Source organism: Pseudomonas sp. FW305-28 (assembly GCF_017351395.1).
Classification (GTDB): Bacteria; Pseudomonadota; Gammaproteobacteria; order Pseudomonadales; family Pseudomonadaceae; genus Aquipseudomonas; species Aquipseudomonas fluorescens_AA.
In genome coordinates this window covers 1-18,652 of the sequence record NZ_JACNDD010000132.1, presented here as the reverse complement: position 1 = coordinate 18,652, position 18,652 = coordinate 1, and the positions used below count along the sequence as shown (strand labels likewise).

General features: G+C 61.7%; 16 protein-coding genes and 1 pseudogene. 7 read left to right on the top strand and 10 right to left on the bottom strand.

Annotation, left to right across the window (positions count from 1 at the left end; all coding sequences use genetic code 11):
* From J4E53_RS24170 to rpsB, 9 genes and pseudogenes are all read right to left on the bottom strand, one after another.
* A pseudogene (locus tag J4E53_RS24170) lies at positions 1-378 on the bottom strand (outer membrane protein assembly factor BamA); the annotation flags it as partial.
* Positions 379-452: 74 nt separating this feature from the next.
* Entirely contained in the window at positions 453-1,805 is a 1,353-nt protein-coding gene (gene rseP / locus J4E53_RS24165; protein ID WP_103310431.1) for an RIP metalloprotease RseP, read from the bottom strand.
* 52 nt (positions 1,806-1,857) lie between these two features.
* Positions 1,858-3,048: a 1-deoxy-D-xylulose-5-phosphate reductoisomerase gene (gene ispC, locus J4E53_RS24160; RefSeq protein WP_060738998.1), complete on the bottom strand. Its 1,191-nt coding sequence runs from the start codon at positions 3,046-3,048 to the stop codon at positions 1,858-1,860.
* On the bottom strand, positions 3,045-3,851 hold the full coding sequence (locus J4E53_RS24155) for a phosphatidate cytidylyltransferase (protein WP_103310433.1): 807 nt from the start codon (positions 3,849-3,851) through the stop codon (positions 3,045-3,047). The genes ispC and J4E53_RS24155 overlap by 4 nt, the downstream gene beginning before the upstream one ends.
* The gene (gene uppS / locus J4E53_RS24150) at positions 3,851-4,606 is read right to left on the bottom strand and encodes a polyprenyl diphosphate synthase (protein WP_060739000.1); all 756 of its coding nucleotides are present in this window, start codon (positions 4,604-4,606) and stop codon (positions 3,851-3,853) included. Before uppS ends, J4E53_RS24155 begins: the two co-directional genes overlap by 1 nt.
* Positions 4,607-4,619: 13 nt before the next feature.
* Positions 4,620-5,177, bottom strand: a complete 558-nt coding sequence (frr, locus tag J4E53_RS24145; RefSeq protein WP_060739001.1) for a ribosome recycling factor — start codon at positions 5,175-5,177, stop codon at positions 4,620-4,622.
* The gene (gene pyrH, locus J4E53_RS24140) at positions 5,174-5,917 is read right to left on the bottom strand and encodes a UMP kinase (protein ID WP_024779012.1); all 744 of its coding nucleotides are present in this window, start codon (positions 5,915-5,917) and stop codon (positions 5,174-5,176) included. The genes frr and pyrH overlap by 4 nt, the downstream gene beginning before the upstream one ends.
* A 216-nt stretch (positions 5,918-6,133) precedes the next feature.
* Positions 6,134-7,000 (bottom strand): translation elongation factor Ts, encoded by an 867-nt coding sequence (tsf, locus tag J4E53_RS24135; RefSeq protein WP_060739002.1) that lies wholly within the window; start codon positions 6,998-7,000, stop codon positions 6,134-6,136.
* A gap of 195 nt (positions 7,001-7,195) precedes the next feature.
* Positions 7,196-7,933: a 30S ribosomal protein S2 gene (rpsB, locus tag J4E53_RS24130; protein WP_003198231.1), complete on the bottom strand. Its 738-nt coding sequence runs from the start codon at positions 7,931-7,933 to the stop codon at positions 7,196-7,198.
* A 479-nt stretch (positions 7,934-8,412) separates the two neighbouring features.
* Here rpsB and map point away from each other — a divergent pair, with 479 nt between their 5' ends.
* The 3 genes from map (at position 8,413) to dapC (ending at position 13,287) form a co-directional block, all read left to right on the top strand.
* Positions 8,413-9,195, top strand: coding sequence for a type I methionyl aminopeptidase (gene map, locus J4E53_RS24125; RefSeq protein ID WP_053118843.1), 783 nt, complete (start codon positions 8,413-8,415; stop codon positions 9,193-9,195).
* Positions 9,196-9,248: 53 nt separating this feature from the next.
* Positions 9,249-11,951 (top strand): [protein-PII] uridylyltransferase, encoded by a 2,703-nt coding sequence (locus J4E53_RS24120; protein ID WP_060739003.1) that lies wholly within the window; start codon positions 9,249-9,251, stop codon positions 11,949-11,951.
* A 136-nt stretch (positions 11,952-12,087) separates the two neighbouring features.
* The gene (dapC, locus tag J4E53_RS24115; RefSeq protein ID WP_060739004.1) at positions 12,088-13,287 is read left to right on the top strand and encodes a succinyldiaminopimelate transaminase; all 1,200 of its coding nucleotides are present in this window, start codon (positions 12,088-12,090) and stop codon (positions 13,285-13,287) included.
* A 178-nt stretch (positions 13,288-13,465) separates the two neighbouring features.
* Here dapC and J4E53_RS24110 read toward each other — a convergent pair whose 3' ends face one another.
* Positions 13,466-15,112 (bottom strand): Na+/H+ antiporter, encoded by a 1,647-nt coding sequence (locus tag J4E53_RS24110; protein WP_103310435.1) that lies wholly within the window; start codon positions 15,110-15,112, stop codon positions 13,466-13,468.
* Positions 15,113-15,386: 274 nt separating this feature from the next.
* Here J4E53_RS24110 and J4E53_RS24105 point away from each other — a divergent pair, with 274 nt between their 5' ends.
* From J4E53_RS24105 to J4E53_RS24090, 4 genes are all read left to right on the top strand, one after another.
* On the top strand, positions 15,387-15,749 hold the full coding sequence (locus J4E53_RS24105; protein WP_053119206.1) for an ArsC family reductase: 363 nt from the start codon (positions 15,387-15,389) through the stop codon (positions 15,747-15,749).
* A gap of 32 nt (positions 15,750-15,781) precedes the next feature.
* Positions 15,782-16,816, top strand: coding sequence for a 2,3,4,5-tetrahydropyridine-2,6-dicarboxylate N-succinyltransferase (gene dapD / locus J4E53_RS24100; protein WP_060739006.1), 1,035 nt, complete (start codon positions 15,782-15,784; stop codon positions 16,814-16,816).
* Positions 16,817-16,993: 177 nt separating this feature from the next.
* Positions 16,994-18,199 (top strand): aminotransferase class V-fold PLP-dependent enzyme, encoded by a 1,206-nt coding sequence (locus tag J4E53_RS24095; RefSeq protein WP_060739007.1) that lies wholly within the window; start codon positions 16,994-16,996, stop codon positions 18,197-18,199.
* Positions 18,196-18,600, top strand: coding sequence for a SufE family protein (locus tag J4E53_RS24090; RefSeq protein ID WP_103310437.1), 405 nt, complete (start codon positions 18,196-18,198; stop codon positions 18,598-18,600). The genes J4E53_RS24095 and J4E53_RS24090 overlap by 4 nt, the downstream gene beginning before the upstream one ends.
* Positions 18,601-18,652: the final 52 nt, after the last annotated feature.

Here is an 18,652-nt window from a genome sequence, read left to right as displayed (position 1 = left end):
ACGCTGGAAGATCTCGCCTTCGGCCAGGCCGGACTGCTTGAGGCCCTTCATCAGGTCTTCGGTGGAGATCGCCTTGTTGCCTTCGATCTCGATACTGGCGACCGACGGGCGCTCGACTACCGTGATGACCAGGACATTGCCGTCACGGCCCAGCTGGATATCTTGAAAGAAGCCGGTCTTGAACAGCGCACGCGTGGATTCCACCAGGCGCCGATCATCCGCCTGCTCGCCGACGTTCAACGGCAAGGCACCAAAGACGCTACCCGCGGAGACCCGCTGGAGGCCATTGACGCGAATATCAGAGATAGTGAAGGACTCGGCGTGAACTTCGGCGATCATCAATACGGTGAGAACCGCAGTTAGCAGCAGACGTTTCATGAAGTCCTTTCTTATTCCAACTGGCAATAAACAAACTGCCGCAAAATGCGGCAGATTCGCGATTCAGCGAAGCGTTACAGACGACCCAGATCGTTGACGAGGGCAAGCAACATGACCCCGACCACCAAGCTGATACCGATCTGTATCCCCCAACCTTGCACCCGATCCGACAAGGGACGACCACGCGCCCACTCGATCAGATAAAACAGCAGATGCCCCCCATCCAGTACCGGAATGGGCAGCAAATTCAGAACCCCCAGGCTAATGCTCAGATAAGCAAGGAAATTCAGGAAATCAGCGACGCCCGACTGGGCAGAAGCGCCCGCCACTTTAGCAATGGTTATCGGTCCACTCAAGTTTTTTACCGAGAGCTCGCCGAACAACATTTTCTTGAGCGAGTCCAGCGTCAGGATGCTCATGGTCCAGGTACGACGCGCACCCTCGCCAATCGCCGCCACTGGGCCGAAACTGACCTCGCGGATCATTTCCGGCGGCCAGTCGACCGCCTTGACGCCCGCGCCCAGGTAACCGGTCGGCGCCTTGCTCTCGCCACGGGCGGCCAGGGTTACCGGGACGTCGATTGGAGCACCGTCGCGCTCGATACGCAGCACAATTTTGGTGTCAGGACGTACACGAACCGAATCGACCACCTGCTGCCAGTCGCTGACCGGTTGGCCGTCGAGGGCCAGCAACCGATCGCCGGTCTTCAGACCAGCCGTCTGGGCCGGGCCTTTCGGATCGAGTTCGGCGAGGATCGGCGGCAAGGCCGGACGCCATGGCCGGATCCCCAGTGAACGGATCGGATCCGGCTCGTCCGCACCCTTGAGCCAGTTGTCCAAGATGAGCTCGCGAGGCGAATCCACCGTGGAGCCCTGCTCGCGCACCATCAATTGCAACGAACCGCTCTCACCCAGGCGACGGACCAGCTGCAGATTGACCGCCGCCCAGCCCGATGTCGGCTCGCCATCGATGGCGACGATTTCCTGCCCGACACCCAGCCCGGCACGGGCGGCAACGCTACCGGCCTCTACCCCACCGATGACCGGACGCACCTGTTCGCTGCCCAGCATGGCCAGGCCCCAGAAAAACACCATGGCCAGCAGGAAGTTGGCAATCGGCCCCGCCGCGACGATGGCAATACGCTGACGGACGGTCTTGCGATTGAAGGATTGATCGAGCTGGTCGGCCGGGACTTCACCCTCGCGCTCGTCGAGCATCTTGACGTAGCCACCCAACGGGATGGCCGCCACGACGAATTCGGTGCCTTTCTTGTCGTGCCAGCGCAGCAATGGCATGCCAAAGCCCACGGAAAAACGCAGGACCTTGACGCCACAGCGACGCGCAACCCAGAAATGACCGAATTCGTGAAAAGTGACCAACACCCCCAATGCAACCAGGGTGCCGACAATCATATAGAGCGCGCTCATCTGTTTTCTCCGCAATCCTGTCCAGGGCAACCCTGGCTAACGTATCGCAGCTTCAACGCCCGTGGCGCTGCAGCCATTGGCCCGCCAACTCACGAGCCCTGGCATCCGCCGTAAATACTGTATCGAGGTCATCGACCGAAACCACGGCCTCGAGATTCAAGACTTCCTCGATGATACTCGCGATCTCGAGGTAACGGACACGTCCATCGAGAAACGCGGCAACGGCCACTTCATTGGCAGCGTTCAACATGGCCGGCGCACTGTTGCCCGCCTCGGCCGCCTGGCGCGCCAGGCGCAGGCAGGGGAAGCGCTGCTCATCGGGCGCCTGGAAATCCAGGCGAGCGATAGCGAACAGGTCCAGCGGCGCAACGCCCGAGTCGATACGCTCCGGCCAGGCCAGGGCATTGGCGATCGGGGTGCGCATGTCCGGGTTACCCAACTGGGCCAGCACGGACCCGTCGACGTAGTCCACCAGGGAGTGAATCACGCTCTGGGGGTGAATGACCACCTCGACCTGCGACGGCTTGGCATCAAACAGCCAGCAGGCCTCGATCAGTTCCAGGCCCTTGTTCATCATGCTGGCCGAATCCACGGAAATCTTGCGCCCCATGGACCAGTTCGGATGGGCACAGGCCTGTTCGGGTGAAACATGCACCAATTCTTCCAGCGGCGTCTGCCGGAACGGACCACCGGAGGCTGTCAGCAAAATCCGCCGGACACCTACCGCGCCGAGACCACGGGAAAAATCCCGCGGCATGCATTGAAAAATCGCATTGTGCTCGCTGTCGATCGGCAACAACACCGAGCCGCTCTTGCGTACAGCCTGCATGAACAGCGCGCCGGACATCACCAGCGCCTCTTTATTGGCCAGCAGGATCTTCTTGCCGGCCTCCACCGCCGCGAGGGTCGGACGCAGGCCCGCCGCACCGACGATCGCCGCCATCACGGCGTCGACTTCAGGGTCGGCAGCCACTTGGCAGAGCCCCTCCTCCCCTACCAGCACACGGGTTTGCAGGCCGGCTGCGCGCAAATCGTCCTGCAACGCCCGCGCCACGCCAACCTCAGGCACCACGGCAAACCGCGGGGTGTGGCGAATGCACAACGCCAGCAATTCGCTCAAACGCGTGAAGCCACTGAGGGCGAACACCTGGTAGCGCTCCGGATGCCGGCCAATGACGTCAAGCGTACTGAGGCCAATCGAACCGGTCGCGCCAAGGACAGTGATCTGCTGGGGGCGACTCACGATGCCGCCATCCACAACAGCACGGCAAAGATCGGGATCGCGGCAGTCAGGCTGTCGATGCGATCCAGCACACCCCCGTGACCGGGCAACAGGTTACTGCTGTCCTTGATCCCGGACTGACGCTTGAACATGCTTTCGGTCAGGTCACCGACCACCGACACGAATACGATCAGGGCGGCGCCAATAAGGCCCATGAACAGTTGCGCGACCGTCCAGTCCCGCACGAAACCAACCACCGTGGTGATCACCAGGCTCAAGGCCAGGCCACCATAGACCCCTTCCCAGCTCTTGCCTGGGCTGACTTGCGGCGCGAGCTTGCGTTTGCCGAAGGCCCGACCGGAGAAGTAGGCGCCAACGTCGGCCCCCCAGACCAGCACCATCACGGCCATGATCTGCCAGTTGCCCAACGGGCCTTGCTTGATCCAGATCAGCCCCTGCCAGGCCGGCAGCAGGATCAACAGGCCGATCACCAGCTTGGTCGCCGTATTGGCCCAATGATGCGTAGTCCGTGGATAGGTCAGGACCAGGAAGGTCGCCGTCGCCCACCACAGCACCGCGGCACCCAGCACCCATGGCGCGAGGCCGGGCACCACGTACATGATGAACAGCATGGCCGCCACGGCCACCGCATAGGTCACGCGCGCCGACTGCGCAGGGAAACCCGCCAGCCGCGCCCACTCCCACGCGCCCAAGGTCACGACCAGCCCGATGAACAGCGCAAAGCTGCCACCGTCGAGCAGGAAGAAACCACCCAGGGCGATAGGCAACAGGATCAAGGCAGTGATGATTCGTTGTTTAAGCATTAAACCCGGGCTCCAGCTTCGATCTGCTCGCTCGTTTTACCGAAGCGACGCTGACGGGAAGCGAAATCGGCCAGTGCGGTACGCATGGCTTCGTGTTTGAAGTCCGGCCAGAACAGGTCGGAGAAGTACAACTCGGCATAAGCCAACTGCCAGAGCAGGAAGTTGCTGATGCGATGCTCGCCACCGGTACGGATGCACAGGTCCGGCAATGGCAGGTCACCGGTCGCCAGGCAGGTCTGCAACAGTTCAGGAGTGATGTCTTCCGGGCGCAAGTGCCCGGCCTGGACTTCCCGCGCCAACCGCTGGGCAGCCTGGGCAATGTCCCACTGGCCACCGTAGTTGGCGGCGATCTGCAGGACGAACCGATTGGTGCCCGCCGTCGCAGCCTCGGCTTCGCGCATCGCAGCCTGCAATTCAGGATGGAAGCGCGAGCGATCACCGATGATGCGCAAGCTGATCTTGTTGTCGTTGAGGCGCTTGGCCTCACGACGCAGGGCCTTGAGGAACAAGTCCATCAAGGCACTGACTTCATCGGCCGGCCGCTGCCAGTTCTCGCTGGAGAAGGCGAACAGGGTCAGCACCTCGACCCCCGCCTCGGCGCACACCTCGATGACCGCACGAACCGCATCGACCCCCGCCTTGTGCCCGGCGACGCCAGGCATAAAGCGTTTCTTGGCCCAGCGGTTGTTGCCGTCCATGATGATCGCCACGTGACGCGGAACCGCGAACGGCACGGCCTGCTTGGTCTTTTCCATGAAAACGAGACCCTTATACGGCCATCAGGTCTTTTTCTTTCTCGTCCGTGGCCTTGGTGATCTGGGCCTCGGATTCTTTGGTCAGCTTATCGATATCAGCGATGGCACGACGCTCTTCGTCTTCACTGATTTCCTTATCCTTGACCAACTTCTTCAGCTCACCCAACGCGTCACGACGGATATTGCGCACAGCAACACGCGCATCTTCCGCTGCGCTACGGGCTTGTTTGGTGAAGCCTTTGCGCGTTTCCTCGGTGAGGGCCGGCATCGGGATCAGCAGCAGCTCCCCCAAGTTAGTTGGATTGAGGTTCAGACCGGCGCTCTGGATCGCCTTGTCTACAGCAGCGAGCATGTTGCGCTCGAAAGCCACGACCTGCAGGGTGCGCGAGTCTTTCACGGTGACGTTGGCAACGCTGCTCAGCGGTGTGTCAGTGCCGTAGTAAGGCACCATGACGCTGCCGAGGATGCTGGGGTGAGCCTTGCCGGTACGAATCTGGCCGAATGCGTGGTTCAGAGAGTCCAGGGATTTCTGCATGCGCTCTTGAGCGTCTTTTTTGATTTCATTGATCATTGTTGAACTTCCTCGATCAGTGTTCCTTCGGCGCCGCCATGGACGATATTCAACAGGGCACCGGGCTTGTTCATGTTAAAGACGCGCAGCGGCATCTTGTGGTCGCGGCACAGGCAGATAGCCGTCAGGTCCATGACACCCAGCTTGCGATCCAGCACTTCATCGTAGGTCAGATGATCGAACTTCTCGGCATGCGGGTCTTTGAACGGGTCAGCGGTATAGACGCCATCGACCTTGGTCGCCTTGAGCACGACATCGGCATCGATCTCGATCGCGCGCAGGCAGGCGGCCGAATCCGTGGTGAAGAACGGATTACCGGTACCGGCGGCAAAAATCACCACTTCCTTGGCGTTGAGGTGGCGCATGGCTTTGCGACGATCGTAGTGATCGGTCACGCCAACCATGGAAATGGCCGACATCACGATGGCCGAGATATTGGCACGCTCCAACGCATCGCGCATAGCCAGGGCGTTCATCACAGTGGCCAGCATGCCCATGTGGTCGCCCGTGACCCGATCCATGCCGGCCGCGCTCAGCGCCGCGCCACGGAACAGGTTGCCGCCGCCGATGACCAGGCCGACCTGAACGCCGATCCCGACCAACTGGCCAACTTCCAGGGCCATGCGATCCAGCACTTTCGGATCGATCCCGAACTCTTCCGAGCCCATCAGGGCCTCGCCGCTAAGCTTGAGTAGAATGCGTTTATAGCGAGCCTGATAACCACTGCCCTGCTGAGCCATTGCGAATCTCTCCTGCGGCGTATGTGTTCAAAAAATTCTTTGCAAGCTGTTTGCAGCCTGCGTTCACTCTAGCTTGACGCTGACACAGCGCCATCGGAACACGGCTTTGTAAGCCAGTTCCGACAGGAAACCAATAAAAATCGGCATCCCCATCCGAAAAGAGGCTGCGCGCGTTAAGCGGGCAGCCTCTTCAGGGCGACAGTTGTAAAAACCGTCTTATTGCTTGCTGGCAGCAGCTACCTGGGCAGCAACTTCAGCAGCGAAGTCATCAACCGGCTTCTCGATGCCTTCGCCTACTTTGAAGTAGGTGAACGAAACGATTTCAGCACCGGCTTTCTTCGCCAGGTCGCCAACCTTGATTTCCGGGTTCTTGACGAAAGCCTGCTCAACCAGGCTGGCTTCGGCCAGGAACTTGGAGATACGGCCGCTGACCATTTTTTCTGCGATTTCAGCAGGCTTGCCTTTCAGCTTCTCTTCGTTCAGCTGCAGGAAAACGCCCTTCTCGCGCTCGATCGCTTCAGCCGAAACGTCCGAAGGCAGCAGGAACTCAGGGTTGGTAGCTGCCACGTGCATGGCGATGTCTTTCGCCAGCTCGGTGTCGCCGCCCTTCAGGACAACCGCAACACCGATCTTGTTGCCGTGCAGGTAGGTACCGACCACGTCACCTTCAACGCGAACCAGGCGGCGGATGTTGACGTTTTCGCCGGTCTTGCCGACCAGGACCAGGCGCGCTTCTTCCTGGGACTCGATCAGCGGAGCTGCGTCGGTCAGTTTGTCAGCGAAGGCTTTCTCGACGCTGGCAGCGACGAATGCCTTGAAGTCATCCTGCAGAGCCAGGAAGTCGGTCTGGGAGTTGACTTCCAGCAGAACGGCAGCCTTGCCGTCGTCCTTGATGGCGATGGCGCCTTCAGCGGCGACGTTGCCGGCTTTCTTGGCAGCCTTGATGGCGCCCGAAGCACGCATGTCATCAATGGCTTTCTCGATGTCGCCGCCAGCCTTGGTCAAGGCTTTCTTGCAATCCATCATGCCTTCGCCGGTACGCTCGCGCAGTTCTTTGACCAACGCTGCAGTAATCTCTGCCATTTCAAAATCCTCTTGGATAGGTTTTCAACCATTCCACCCGATCGAACGGGCGATCAATTCTTCCTGGAAAACCATTGCTTATAGGCCGCGGCAGGTTACAAACAGGTCACTGCGCTGGCGGCAAAGGGTTTTCGAGGTGGCAAAAAGGGGGCCAAGCCCCCTTTTTGCTTACTGAGTCAACGCCAGGGGCGTCAATTACTCAGCGGCTGCTGCCGGAGCTTCTTCAGCGAAGACTTCGGTGCCGCCATTCACGTTGTTGCGACCACGGATCACAGCGTCAGCCATCGAACCCATGTACAGCTGGATGGCGCGGATGGCGTCATCGTTGCCTGGGATGATGTAGTCAACGCCTTCCGGGCTGCTGTTGGTATCGACAACGCCGATGACCGGGATACCCAGCTTGTTGGCTTCGGTGATCGCGATGCGCTCGTGATCAACGTCGATCACGAACAGTGCGTCAGGCAGACCGCCCATGTCCTTGATACCGCCCAGGGAGCGGTCCAGCTTCTCAAGATCGCGAGTGCGCATCAGCGCTTCTTTCTTGGTCAGCTTGGCGAAAGTACCGTCTTCGGACTGGACTTCAAGGTCACGCAGACGCTTGATGGAAGCGCGAATGGTCTTGAAGTTGGTCAGCATGCCGCCCAACCAGCGGTGATCGACGTACGGCGAACCGCAACGTGCTGCTTCTTCAGCAACGATCTTGCCAGCGGAACGCTTGGTGCCGACGAACAGAATCTTGTTTTTGCCCTGGGCCAGGCGCTCTACGAAGGTCAGTGCTTCGTTGAACATCGGCAGGGTTTTTTCAAGGTTGATGATGTGAATCTTGTTACGCGCGCCGAAAATGTACTTGCCCATTTTCGGGTTCCAGTAACGGGTCTGGTGACCGAAGTGCACACCGGCCTTCAGCATATCGCGCATGTTGACTTGGGACATGATAGTTCCTTGATAAGTCGGGTTTGGCCTCCACGTATCCCAATGACCAACCAGCGGCTATATAAGCCGAGGCACCCAGGTCATCGTGTCGACACGTGTGTGGATTTAAGCTTACGGGGTCATCCCCGGAAAGCGGCGCATTTTATACCACAGCAAGGGCGAAAACGGAACATGGATTCTGAAATCCTCTGTGGCGAGGGGATTGTGGGAGCAAGGCTTGCCCTAATGTCGTTCAGCTAAGCCGCAAACCTGTGGGAGCAAAGCTTGCTCGCGATTGGGGCAGGTCAGTCTACAACGGTGTCGACCGGTCTACCGCTATCGCGAGCAAGCTTTGCTCCCACTCGCCCTCGCCACAGAGTTCCAGGCCGGGAGCGCTTTGCCCCGATGGTCTGTTAGAATCGCGTTTTCAGGGCCGCGCTGGTCATCATCCGCCGCCCATTTCGTTTTGAACAGCGCCGTCGGGCGCAGAGAGAGCCTGTATGACCGTTACCCTCAAGACACCCGAGGACATCGCCAAAATGCGTGTCGCCGGCAAACTCGCCGCCGAAGTGCTGGAGATGATCGCCGACTACGTCAAGCCGGGCGTGACCACCGAAGAGCTGGACCGCATCTGCCACGACTACATCGTCAACGAGCAGAAGGCCATCCCGGCGCCGCTCAACTATAAAGGCTTCCCGAAGTCGATCTGTACCTCGATCAACCACGTGGTCTGCCACGGCATCCCCAACGAAAAACCGTTGAAGGATGGCGACACCCTGAACATCGACGTCACCGTCATCAAGGACGGCTATCACGGCGACACCAGCCGCATGTTCCATGTCGGCAACGTGCCGGAGTGGGCCCAGCGCCTGTCCAAGGTCACCCAGGAATGCATGTACATGGCCATCGAACTGGTGAAGCCGGGCTGCCGCCTGGGGGACATCGGCGAAGTGATCCAGAAGCACGCCCAGAAGAACGGCTTCTCGGTGGTGCGCGAGTTCTGCGGCCACGGCATCGGCAAGGTGTTCCACGAAGAACCGCAGATCCTGCACTACGGCCGTGCCGGCACCGGCATGGAACTGCAGGCGGGCATGACCTTCACCATCGAGCCGATGATCAACCAGGGCCGCGCCGACACCAAGGTGCTGGGCGACGGCTGGACCGCCATCACCAAGGACCGCAAGCTGTCGGCCCAGTGGGAACACACCCTGCTGGTCACCGAGACGGGCTATGAAATCTTCACCCTGCGTAGCGATGACACCATCGCGCGCGTTTCCGCCTGATCCGAACCCAGCCTATAGATCCGATAGATATAGATAGAAAGGAAAGCCATTCAATGCCGCAGGTGGATCCCGAACTCTTCGACCGCGGCCAGTTCCAGGCTGAACTGGCCCTGAAGGCAAGCCCCATCTCGGCGTTCAAGAAGGCAATCCGCCAGGCCCACGAAGTGCTCGACCAGCGCTTTCGCAATGGCCGGGACATTCGCCGGCTGATCGAGGACCGCGCCTGGTTCGTCGATAACATCCTGCAAAAGGCCTGGGAGCAGTTCGATTGGAGCGAAGATGCCGACATCGCCCTGGTGGCGGTGGGCGGCTATGGGCGCGGGGAGCTGCACCCCTACTCCGACATCGACCTGCTGATCCTGCTGGACAGCGCCGACCATGAGGTTTTCCGCGATTCCATCGAGCGTTTCCTGACGCTGCTGTGGGACATCGGCCTGGAGGTCGGCCAGAGCGTGCGCTCGGTGCAGGAATGCGCCGAGGAGGCCCGCGCCGACCTGACGGTGATCACCAACCTGATGGAAAGCCGCACCATCGCCGGCCCCGAGCGCCTGCGCCAGCGCATGCTGGATGTCACCAGCACAGAGCACATGTGGCCCAGCAAGGATTTTTTCCTGGCCAAGCACGCCGAGCAGAAGGCCCGCCACCACAAGTACAACGACACCGAATACAACCTGGAACCCAACGTCAAGGGCTCGCCCGGCGGGCTGCGGGACATCCAGACGATCCTGTGGGTCGCCCGTCGCCAGTACGGCACGCTGAACCTGCGCGCCCTGGCCGGCGAAGGTTTCCTGGTGGAAAGCGAAAACGCCTTGCTGGCCTCGTCCCAGGAATTCCTGTGGAAGGTCCGCTACGCCCTGCACATGCTCGCCGGGCGCTCCGAAGACCGCCTGCTGTTCGATCACCAACGCTCCATCGCCGGCCTGTTGGGTTTCGAGGGGCAGGATGCCAAGCAGTCCATCGAAAACTTCATGCAGCAGTACTACCGCGTGGTGATGAGCATCGCCCAGCTCAGCGAACTGATCATCCAGCACTTCGAGGAAGTCATCCTCGCCCCCGAAGACGAAGAGCCGCCGCAGCCGATCAACTCACGCTTCCAACTGCACGACGGCTACATCGAAGCGCGCAACGCCAATGTGTTCCGCCGCACGCCCTTCGCCATGCTCGAGATCTTCGTGCTCATGGCCCAGCAGCCGGAAATCAAGGGCGTACGCGCCGACACCATCCGCCTGCTGCGGGAAAACCGTCATCTGATCGATGAAGATTTCCGTCACGACATCCGCAACACCAGCCTCTTCATCGAGTTGTTCAAGTGCAAGATCGGCGTGCACCGCAACCTGCGCCGGATGAACCGCTACGGGATTCTCGGGCGTTATTTGCCGGAGTTCGGCTTCATCGTCGGACAGATGCAGCACGACCTGTTCCACATCTATACGGTCGATGCCCACACGCTGAACCTGATCAAGCACCTGCGTAAGCTGCAGTACACCCAGGTGTCGGAGAAATTCCCGCTGGCCAGCAAGCTCATGGGCAAGCTGCCCAAGCCCGAGCTGATCTACATGGCCGGGCTGTACCACGACATCGGCAAGGGCCGCCAGGGCGACCACTCCGAGATTGGCGCGGTGGATGCCGAGGCGTTCTGCCAGCGCCATCAACTGCCGCTGTGGGACAGCCGGCTGATCGTCTGGCTGGTGCAGAACCACCTGGTGATGTCCACCACCGCCCAGCGCAAGGATTTGTCCGACCCGCAGGTGATCCACGACTTCGCCCAGATCGTCGGCGATGAAACGCGCCTGGATTACCTCTACGTGCTGACCGTGGCCGACATCAACGCCACCAACCCGAGCCTGTGGAACTCCTGGCGCGCCAGCCTGTTGCGCCAGCTCTACACCGAGACCAAGCGGGCCTTGCGCCGCGGCCTGGAAAACCCGGTGGACCGCGAAGAACAGATCCGCCGCACCCAAAGCGCGGCCCTGGACATCCTGGTACGCGGCGGCACCGATCCGGACGATGTCGAGCAGCTCTGGTCGCAATTGGGCGATGACTATTTCCTGCGCCACACCGCCGGCGACGTGGCCTGGCACAGCGATGCGATCCTGCAGCAACCGGCCGATGGCGGGCCGCTGGTGCTGATCAAGGAAACCACCCAGCGCGAGTTCGAGGGCGGCACGCAGATCTTCATCTATGCTCCGGACCAGCACGACTTCTTCGCCGTGACCGTGGCGGCGATGGACCAGCTCAACCTCAACATCCATGACGCCCGGGTCATCACCTCCAGCAGCCAGTTCACCCTCGACACCTACATCGTGCTCGACACCGACGGCGACTCGATTGGCGACAACCCGGCGCGGGTCAAGCAGATTCGCGACGGCCTCACCGAAGCCCTGCGCAACCCGGCGGACTACCCGACCATCATCCAGCGCCGGGTGCCGCGACAACTCAAGCATTTTGCGTTTGCGCCACAGGTGACGATCCACAACGACGCCCAGCGCCAGGTCACCGTGCTGGAACTCAGCGCCCCGGACCGCCCGGGCCTGCTGGCGCGGATCGGCCATATTTTCCTGGAGTTCGACCTGTCGCTGCAAAATGCCAAGATCGCCACCCTCGGCGAACGGGTAGAAGACGTGTTTTTCATCACCGACGCTCACAACCAGCCGCTGTCCGATCCGCAACTGTGCAGCCGCCTGCAGGAGGCCATCGTCCGGCACCTGAGCGTCAACCAGGAACCCGATGCTCACCTGACACGCATCAGCATCTGAACGAACAATCCCCCTCTGTGGGAGCGAGCTTGCTCGCGATAGCGGCGGAACATCCAGCATTGATGCTGCCTGACTCACCGCCATCGCGAGCAAGCTCGCTCCCACAAGGACCGCGCCCACATTGACGAGGCCCTCGATGAACAACGCTTTGAACCAGTTGCAGCCCTACCCCTTCGAAAAGCTCCGCGCCCTGCTTGGCAGCGTCACGCCCAACCCGGACAAACGTCCCATCGCGTTGTCCATCGGCGAACCCAAGCATCGCTCGCCCAGCTTCGTGGCTGAAGCCCTGGCCAGCAATCTGGAAAAAATGGCCGTGTACCCGACCACCCTCGGCATCCCGGAACTGCGTGAAGCCATCACCGGCTGGTGCGAGCGTCGCTTCAACGTGCCGACCGGCTGGCTGGACCCGGCGCGCCATGTGTTGCCAGTCAATGGCACTCGTGAAGCCTTGTTCGCCTTCACCCAGACCGTGGTCAACCGGGGCGACGACGCCCTGGTGGTCAGCCCGAACCCGTTCTACCAGATCTACGAAGGCGCGGCGTTCCTGGCCGGGGCCAAGCCGCACTACCTGCCGTGCCTGGACGCGAACGGCTTCAACCCGGATTTCGACGCCGTCTCGCCGGACATCTGGAAACGCTGCCAGATCCTGTTCCTGTGCTCCCCGGGCAACCCGACCGGCGCGTTGATCCCGGTGGACGTGCTGAAAAAACTCATCGCCTTGGCCGATGAGCATGACTTCGTGATCGCGGCGGACGAGTGCTACAGCGAACTGTACTTCGACGAACAGACCCCGCCGCCAGGGCTGCTCAGCGCCTGCGTCGAACTGGGTCGCAAGGATTTCAAGCGCTGCGTGGTGTTCCACAGCCTGTCCAAACGCTCCAACCTGCCTGGCCTGCGCTCCGGTTTCGTCGCTGGCGACGCGGACATCCTCAAGGGTTTCCTGCTGTACCGCACCTATCACGGCTGCGCGATGCCGGTTCAGACCCAACTGGCGAGCATCGCCGCGTGGAACGACGAAGTGCACGTACGGGCCAACCGCGCGCTGTACCGGGAGAAGTTCGACGCCGTGCTGGAAATCCTCAGCCCGGTGCTGGACGTGCAACGCCCCGACGGCAGCTTCTACCTGTGGCCGAACGTGGCCGGCGATGATGCAGCGTTCTGTCGCGACCTGTTCGAACAGGAACACGTGACCGTGGTGCCGGGCTCCTACCTGTCCCGCGATGTGGATGGCGTCAACCCGGGCGCCGGGCGCGTGCGCATGGCCTTGGTTGCACCATTGGCCGAATGCGTGGAAGCGGCGGAGCGGATCCGCGCGTTTATCCAGCGTCGAGGCTGATGGCTGTACCGGACTGAAGTGGACCGCTGTTGTGGCGAGGGAGCTTGCTCCCGCTGGGCTGCGCAGCGGCCCCAAAGCGGTCAACTCAATTTATCTGAAATACTGGGTTGTCAGGTTTTGGGGGCGCTTCGCACCCCAGCGGGAGCAAGCTCCCTCGCCACAATTAGCTTTGCGCAATCTATTTACCCAACCCCAAATTCGCCTCCGCCAGATCCAACTCCCCCAGCACTTCACGCAGCACATCATCCCCGATCTGGTGATGACGGCTGAGGCGATACAACTCCAGCCGCTGCGCCCGAAAAGCCTTCAAGCGCAGCCGGCGTTCCAGCAGGTCCATTTCGAACGCCAGCGCCTGGGCTTCGGCGGAGTCGTTGAACACGTCGAGCTGATGACGATACTCGGACATCAACCGCGCCTTGACCTCGGTCGCCAGCGCCGCTTGGGCCGCATCCGACGTACTGCCCGCCTCGGGCGGTTCTTCCACCTCCAGCGCATGGATCGCCGCTTCAGCGGTTTTGCGCCAGGCTTCGCGAACTTCGTTGCGACGTTTGTCGTCGGGGCTTTTCTCGATGCCCCGCAGCAACAACGGCAAGGCGATACAAGCTGCGATCAACGACAGCAGAATCACCCCGGCGGCAATGAAGATCAGCAGGTCTCGCTCGGGAAACGCCTCTGCGGCGTTCAACAGCAACGGCACCGACAGCACGCCCGCCAGCGTCACCGCCCCTCTCACCCCGCCGAAGGTCAGCAACCAACAGGAGCGCGCTGTCGGCACCAACGTCAACTCGCCCTGGCCACGCCAGCGTCGCAACAGCCCGGACAGGCGCCAGATGCTTTGCACCCAGACAAACCGCAGCACCAACAACACCAGGAAAATCGCCAGCACATCCAGGCAACGGTAGAACAACGTCGGCCAGAGCGTGGTTTCGAGGCGGGTCACCGCCTTGATGATGTCCGGCAGTTGCAAGCCCAGCAGCAGGAAGATCAAGCCGTTGAAGGCGAATTCCAACAGCGACCAGACACTGCGATTGAGCAGCCGCGTGCCGGTCTGGCGCGGCAGCAGGTCGAGCCAGCTCTGCATCATCCCCGCCGCCACCGCCGAGAGAATGCCCGAGGCGCCCAAGCGCTCAGCCAACACATAGGCGGCAAACGGCAGCAGCAACATGAACACCACATGGGTGGCCGGGTCGTCCCAACCCCGGGCAATCATCCACGCCCGCAGCCGGCCCAGCAGCCAACTCAGGGCCACACCGACCAGCAGGCCACCCACCGCCACCAACACAAACGTCAGGCTCGCGTTGGCCAGGGAAAACACCCCGGTGATGGCCGCCGCCAGGGCGAACTTGAACGTCACCAGACCCGACGCATCGTTCATCAGCGCCTCGCCCTGGAGCATGTGCATCAACGGCGCAGGCAGACGGTCGCGGGCAATCGCCGACACCGCCACCGCGTCGGTCGGTGACAGCACCGCTGCCAGGGCAAAGGCCACCGGCAACGGGATACTCGGCAAGAGCCAATGAATGAAGTAGCCGGCGCCCACCACCGTGAACAACACCAGCCCCACCGCCAGCGTCAGGATCGGCCCGCGCAGGCGCCACAGCTCGCGCTTGGGCATGCGCCAGCCGTCGGAGAACAGCAGCGGTGGCAGGAAGAGAAACAGGAACAGCTCAGGATCGAGGGCCACGTGCAGGCCCAGGGACGGCCAGGCCAGCACGGCACCGGCGCCGATCTGTACCAGGGGCAGCGGCAGCGGGATCAACCGTCCGATCAGGCGCGACACGCCTACCAGCATCAACAGGATCAGGACGGTATAAGCGCTTTGCATAACGGCTTTCCACTGGCAGCGACACACATCCGGCAACAGCTTGCCGTTGAAGTGCCATATTAACCGCCTAGGATTAACTTGGCCGTTACACCTATGTCGCAGCAGCTCTTTAGTGAGCAAGCTGTGGGAGCAAAGCTTGCTCGCGATGAAAACACCTCGGTCTGGCAGAAGACCGCGTCATCGTTCATCGCGGGCAAGCCTCGCTCCCACAACCGTCCGGTCATGGCATAATCCTTCACCTTTTATTTCCAGCACCTGCAAAGGGGGCAGTTCCTTGACCGATTCAAGCAAAACGTTGCACCTTTTCGGCATCAAAGCCTGTGACACGATGAAAAAGGCGCGCACCTGGCTCGATGATCACGCTGTGCACTACGACTTTCACGATTACAAGACCGCCGGCATCGACCGTGAACACCTGACCCAATGGTGCAACGAGCATGGCTGGCAAGTGGTGTTGAACCGTGCCGGTACGACCTTTCGCAAACTCGACGACGAACGCAAAGCCGATCTCGACCAGACGAAAGCCATCGAACTGATGCTCGCCCAACCCTCGATGATCAAGCGCCCGGTGCTCGATCTCGGTGACCGAACCCTGATTGGCTTCAAGCCAGATATTTATGCGGCAGAGATCAAGTAAGCCTGCCCAGTCCATTTTGTAGAGGTAATTTCATGTCCACTACCCTGTTCAGCCTGGCCTTCGGCGTCGGCACCCAAAACCGTCAAGGCGCCTGGCTGGAAGTGTTCTACGCACAGCCGCTGCTCAACCCGTCGGCCGACGTCGTCAAAGCCATCGCGCCGATCCTCGGCTACAGCGAAGGCAACCAGGCCATCACCTTCACCACCGCCCAGGCCTCGCAACTGGCTGAAGCCCTCAAGGGCGTCGATGCCGCACAAGCTGCCCTGCTGACCCGCCTGGCTGAAAGCCACAAGCCCCTGGTTGCCACCCTGCTGGCCGAAGATGCCCAACTGAGCTCCACCCCTGAGGCCTACCTCAAGCTGCACCTGCTGTCCCATCGCCTGGTCAAGCCCCACGGTCTGAACCTGGCCGGCATTTTCCCGCTGCTGCCGAACGTGGCCTGGACCAGCCAGGGCGCGATCGACCTGGCCGAACTGGCCGAGCACCAGCTCGAAGCCCGCCTGCGTGGCGAACTGCTGGAAGTGTTCTCGGTGGACAAGTTCCCGAAAATGACCGACTACGTGGTCCCGGCCGGCGTGCGCATCGCCGACGCCGCGCGGATCCGCCTGGGCGCCTACGTGGGCGAAGGCACCACGGTCATGCACGAAGGTTTCGTCAACTTCAACGCCGGCACCGAAGGCCCGGGCATGATCGAAGGCCGTGTCTCGGCGGGCGTGTTCGTCGGCAAGGGTTCGGACCTGGGCGGCGGTTGCTCCACCATGGGCACCCTGTCGGGCGGCGGCAACATCGTGATCAAGGTCGGCGAAGGCTGCCTGATCGGCGCCAACGCCGGCATCGGCATCCCGCTGGGCGACCGCAACACCGTGGAGTCGGGCCTGTACGTGACCGCCGGCACCAAGGTCGCCCTGCTGGACGAAAACAACCAATTGGTGAAAGTGGTCAAGGCCCGCGACCTGGCCGGCCAGCCCGACCTGTTGTTCCGTCGCAATTCCGAGACCGGCGCAGTGGAATGCAAGACGCATAAGTCGGCCATCGAGCTGAACGAAGCACTGCACGCCCACAACTAAGCTTCACACCACCACCTGTGGGGGCGGGCCTTTGTGGGAGCCGAGCTTGCTCGCGATGAACGATGACGCGGTCTTGCAGTTAAACCGTGTCGCGACCATCGCGAGCAAGCTCGGCTCCCACACAAAAAAAGCCCCGCTCCCACAGGGTCCGGCGTCATTCCAGCAGGGCCCGAAAGCATGTTGATCCAATCCCCCTGGCGTGCCGATTTCCCGGCCATCGCCGCCCTGCAACGGCAAGGCCAGACCTACCTGGACAGCGCCGCCACCACGCAAAAACCCCAAGCCCTATTGGATGCCCTGACGCATTACTACGCCAACGGCGCGGCCAACGTGCACCGGGCGCAACATTTGCCGGGCGCCCATGCCACCCAGGCGTTCGAGGACAGCCGCCTCAAGGCCTCGCAATGGCTCAATGCCGGAAACTGCGGGCAAGTGGTCTTCACCCACGGCGCCACTTCGGCGCTGAATCTGCTGGCCTACGGGCTGGAACATTTATTCAACCCGGGCGATGAGATCGTCATCAGCGCCCTGGAACACCACGCCAACCTGCTGCCGTGGCAGCAGTTGGCCGAGCGTCGTTCGTTGACCCTGGTGGTGTTGCCACTGGATGCCGACGGGGTGATCGACCCTGGCGCCGCCGCCGAACTGATCGGCCCCCGTACGCGTTTGCTGGCGGTGAGCCAGTTATCCAATGTGCTGGGGGCTTGGCAACCCGTGCCGGCGCTGCTGGCGCTGGCCAAGGCCCACAGCGCGCTGACGGTGATCGACGGCGCCCAAGGCGTGGTCCATGGCCGCCACGACGTGGAAGCGCTGGGCTGCGACTTTTACGTGTTTTCCAGCCACAAACTCTATGGCCCCGACGGGCTGGGCGTGCTGTTCGGCCGTACCGAAGCCCTCGGCAAGCTGCGCCATTGGCAGTTCGGCGGCGAAATGGTGCAACAGGCCGATTACCACAGCGCCACCTTCCGTCCGGCGCCGCTGGGCTTCGAAGCCGGCACGCCGCCGATTGCCAGTGTGATCGGGTTGGGCGCGACCCTGGACTACCTGTCCGCCCTCGATCCGCAAGCGGTCATCGACCATGAGGCGGCACTGCACGACTACCTGCGCCATGGCCTGCAGGCCCGCAACGGCATTCGCCTGCTGGGCAACCCGCGCCTGGCCCTGGTCAGTTTCGTGGTCGAAGGCATCCACAACGCCGACCTGGCGCACCTGCTGACCGAGCAAGGCATTGCCGTGCGCGCCGGGCATCACTGCGCGATGCCGCTGTTCAAGCATTTGCAGCTGTCCGGGGCGATTCGGGTGTCGTTGGCGTTGTACAACGATTCCGCCGACATCGAACGGTTCTTCGAAGCCCTCGACCAAGCCTTGGAGATGTTGCGATGAACCTGCCAGCCGATGCCGCCACGGCGCTGCAGATCTTCCGGGACGCGTCAGGCTGGGAGCAACGGGCCCGGCTACTGATGCAATGGGGCGAGCGTCTGCCGCCCCTGAGCGACGCGGACAAGTGCGAGGCCAACCTCGTCCACGGCTGTGAAAGCCAGGTGTGGTTGGTGGGTCGCTTGCACGACGGGCACTGGCAGTTTTCCGCCAGCAGCGATGCGCGGTTGATCCGCGGGTTGGTGGCGTTGCTGCTGGCACGGGTCAACGGGTTGTCCGCTGACGAGTTGCAACAGGTGGATCTGCCGGATTGGTTCAACCAACTGGGATTGTCGCGGCAGCTGTCGCCGTCGCGTAGCAATGGCTTGAATGCGGTGCTAAAGCGGATGTTTGAACTGGCGCAATGATTGTGGCGAGGGAGCTTGCTCCCGCTCGGCTGCGAAGCAGCCGCCTTGGGTT

Excerpts from the sequence above, each read along its gene's own strand:
- rseP (WP_103310431.1), bottom strand. The coding sequence starts at position 1,805 with ATGAGCGCGCTCTATATGATTGTCGGCACCCTGGTTGCATTGGGGGTG.
- J4E53_RS24155 (WP_103310433.1), bottom strand. The coding sequence starts at position 3,851 with ATGCTTAAACAACGAATCATCACTGCCTTGATCCTGTTGCCTATCGCC.
- uppS (WP_060739000.1), bottom strand. The coding sequence starts at position 4,606 with ATGGAAAAGACCAAGCAGGCCGTGCCGTTCGCGGTTCCGCGTCACGTG.
- frr (WP_060739001.1), bottom strand. The coding sequence starts at position 5,177 with ATGATCAATGAAATCAAAAAAGACGCTCAAGAGCGCATGCAGAAATCC.
- pyrH (WP_024779012.1), bottom strand. The coding sequence starts at position 5,917 with ATGGCTCAGCAGGGCAGTGGTTATCAGGCTCGCTATAAACGCATTCTA.
- tsf (WP_060739002.1), bottom strand. The coding sequence starts at position 7,000 with ATGGCAGAGATTACTGCAGCGTTGGTCAAAGAACTGCGCGAGCGTACC.
- rpsB (WP_003198231.1), bottom strand. The coding sequence starts at position 7,933 with ATGTCCCAAGTCAACATGCGCGATATGCTGAAGGCCGGTGTGCACTTC.
- map (WP_053118843.1), top strand. The coding sequence starts at position 8,413 with ATGACCGTTACCCTCAAGACACCCGAGGACATCGCCAAAATGCGTGTC.
- J4E53_RS24120 (WP_060739003.1), top strand. The coding sequence starts at position 9,249 with ATGCCGCAGGTGGATCCCGAACTCTTCGACCGCGGCCAGTTCCAGGCT.
- dapC (WP_060739004.1), top strand. The coding sequence starts at position 12,088 with ATGAACAACGCTTTGAACCAGTTGCAGCCCTACCCCTTCGAAAAGCTC.
- J4E53_RS24110 (WP_103310435.1), bottom strand. The coding sequence starts at position 15,112 with ATGCAAAGCGCTTATACCGTCCTGATCCTGTTGATGCTGGTAGGCGTG.
- dapD (WP_060739006.1), top strand. The coding sequence starts at position 15,782 with ATGTCCACTACCCTGTTCAGCCTGGCCTTCGGCGTCGGCACCCAAAAC.
- J4E53_RS24095 (WP_060739007.1), top strand. The coding sequence starts at position 16,994 with ATGTTGATCCAATCCCCCTGGCGTGCCGATTTCCCGGCCATCGCCGCC.
- J4E53_RS24090 (WP_103310437.1), top strand. The coding sequence starts at position 18,196 with ATGAACCTGCCAGCCGATGCCGCCACGGCGCTGCAGATCTTCCGGGAC.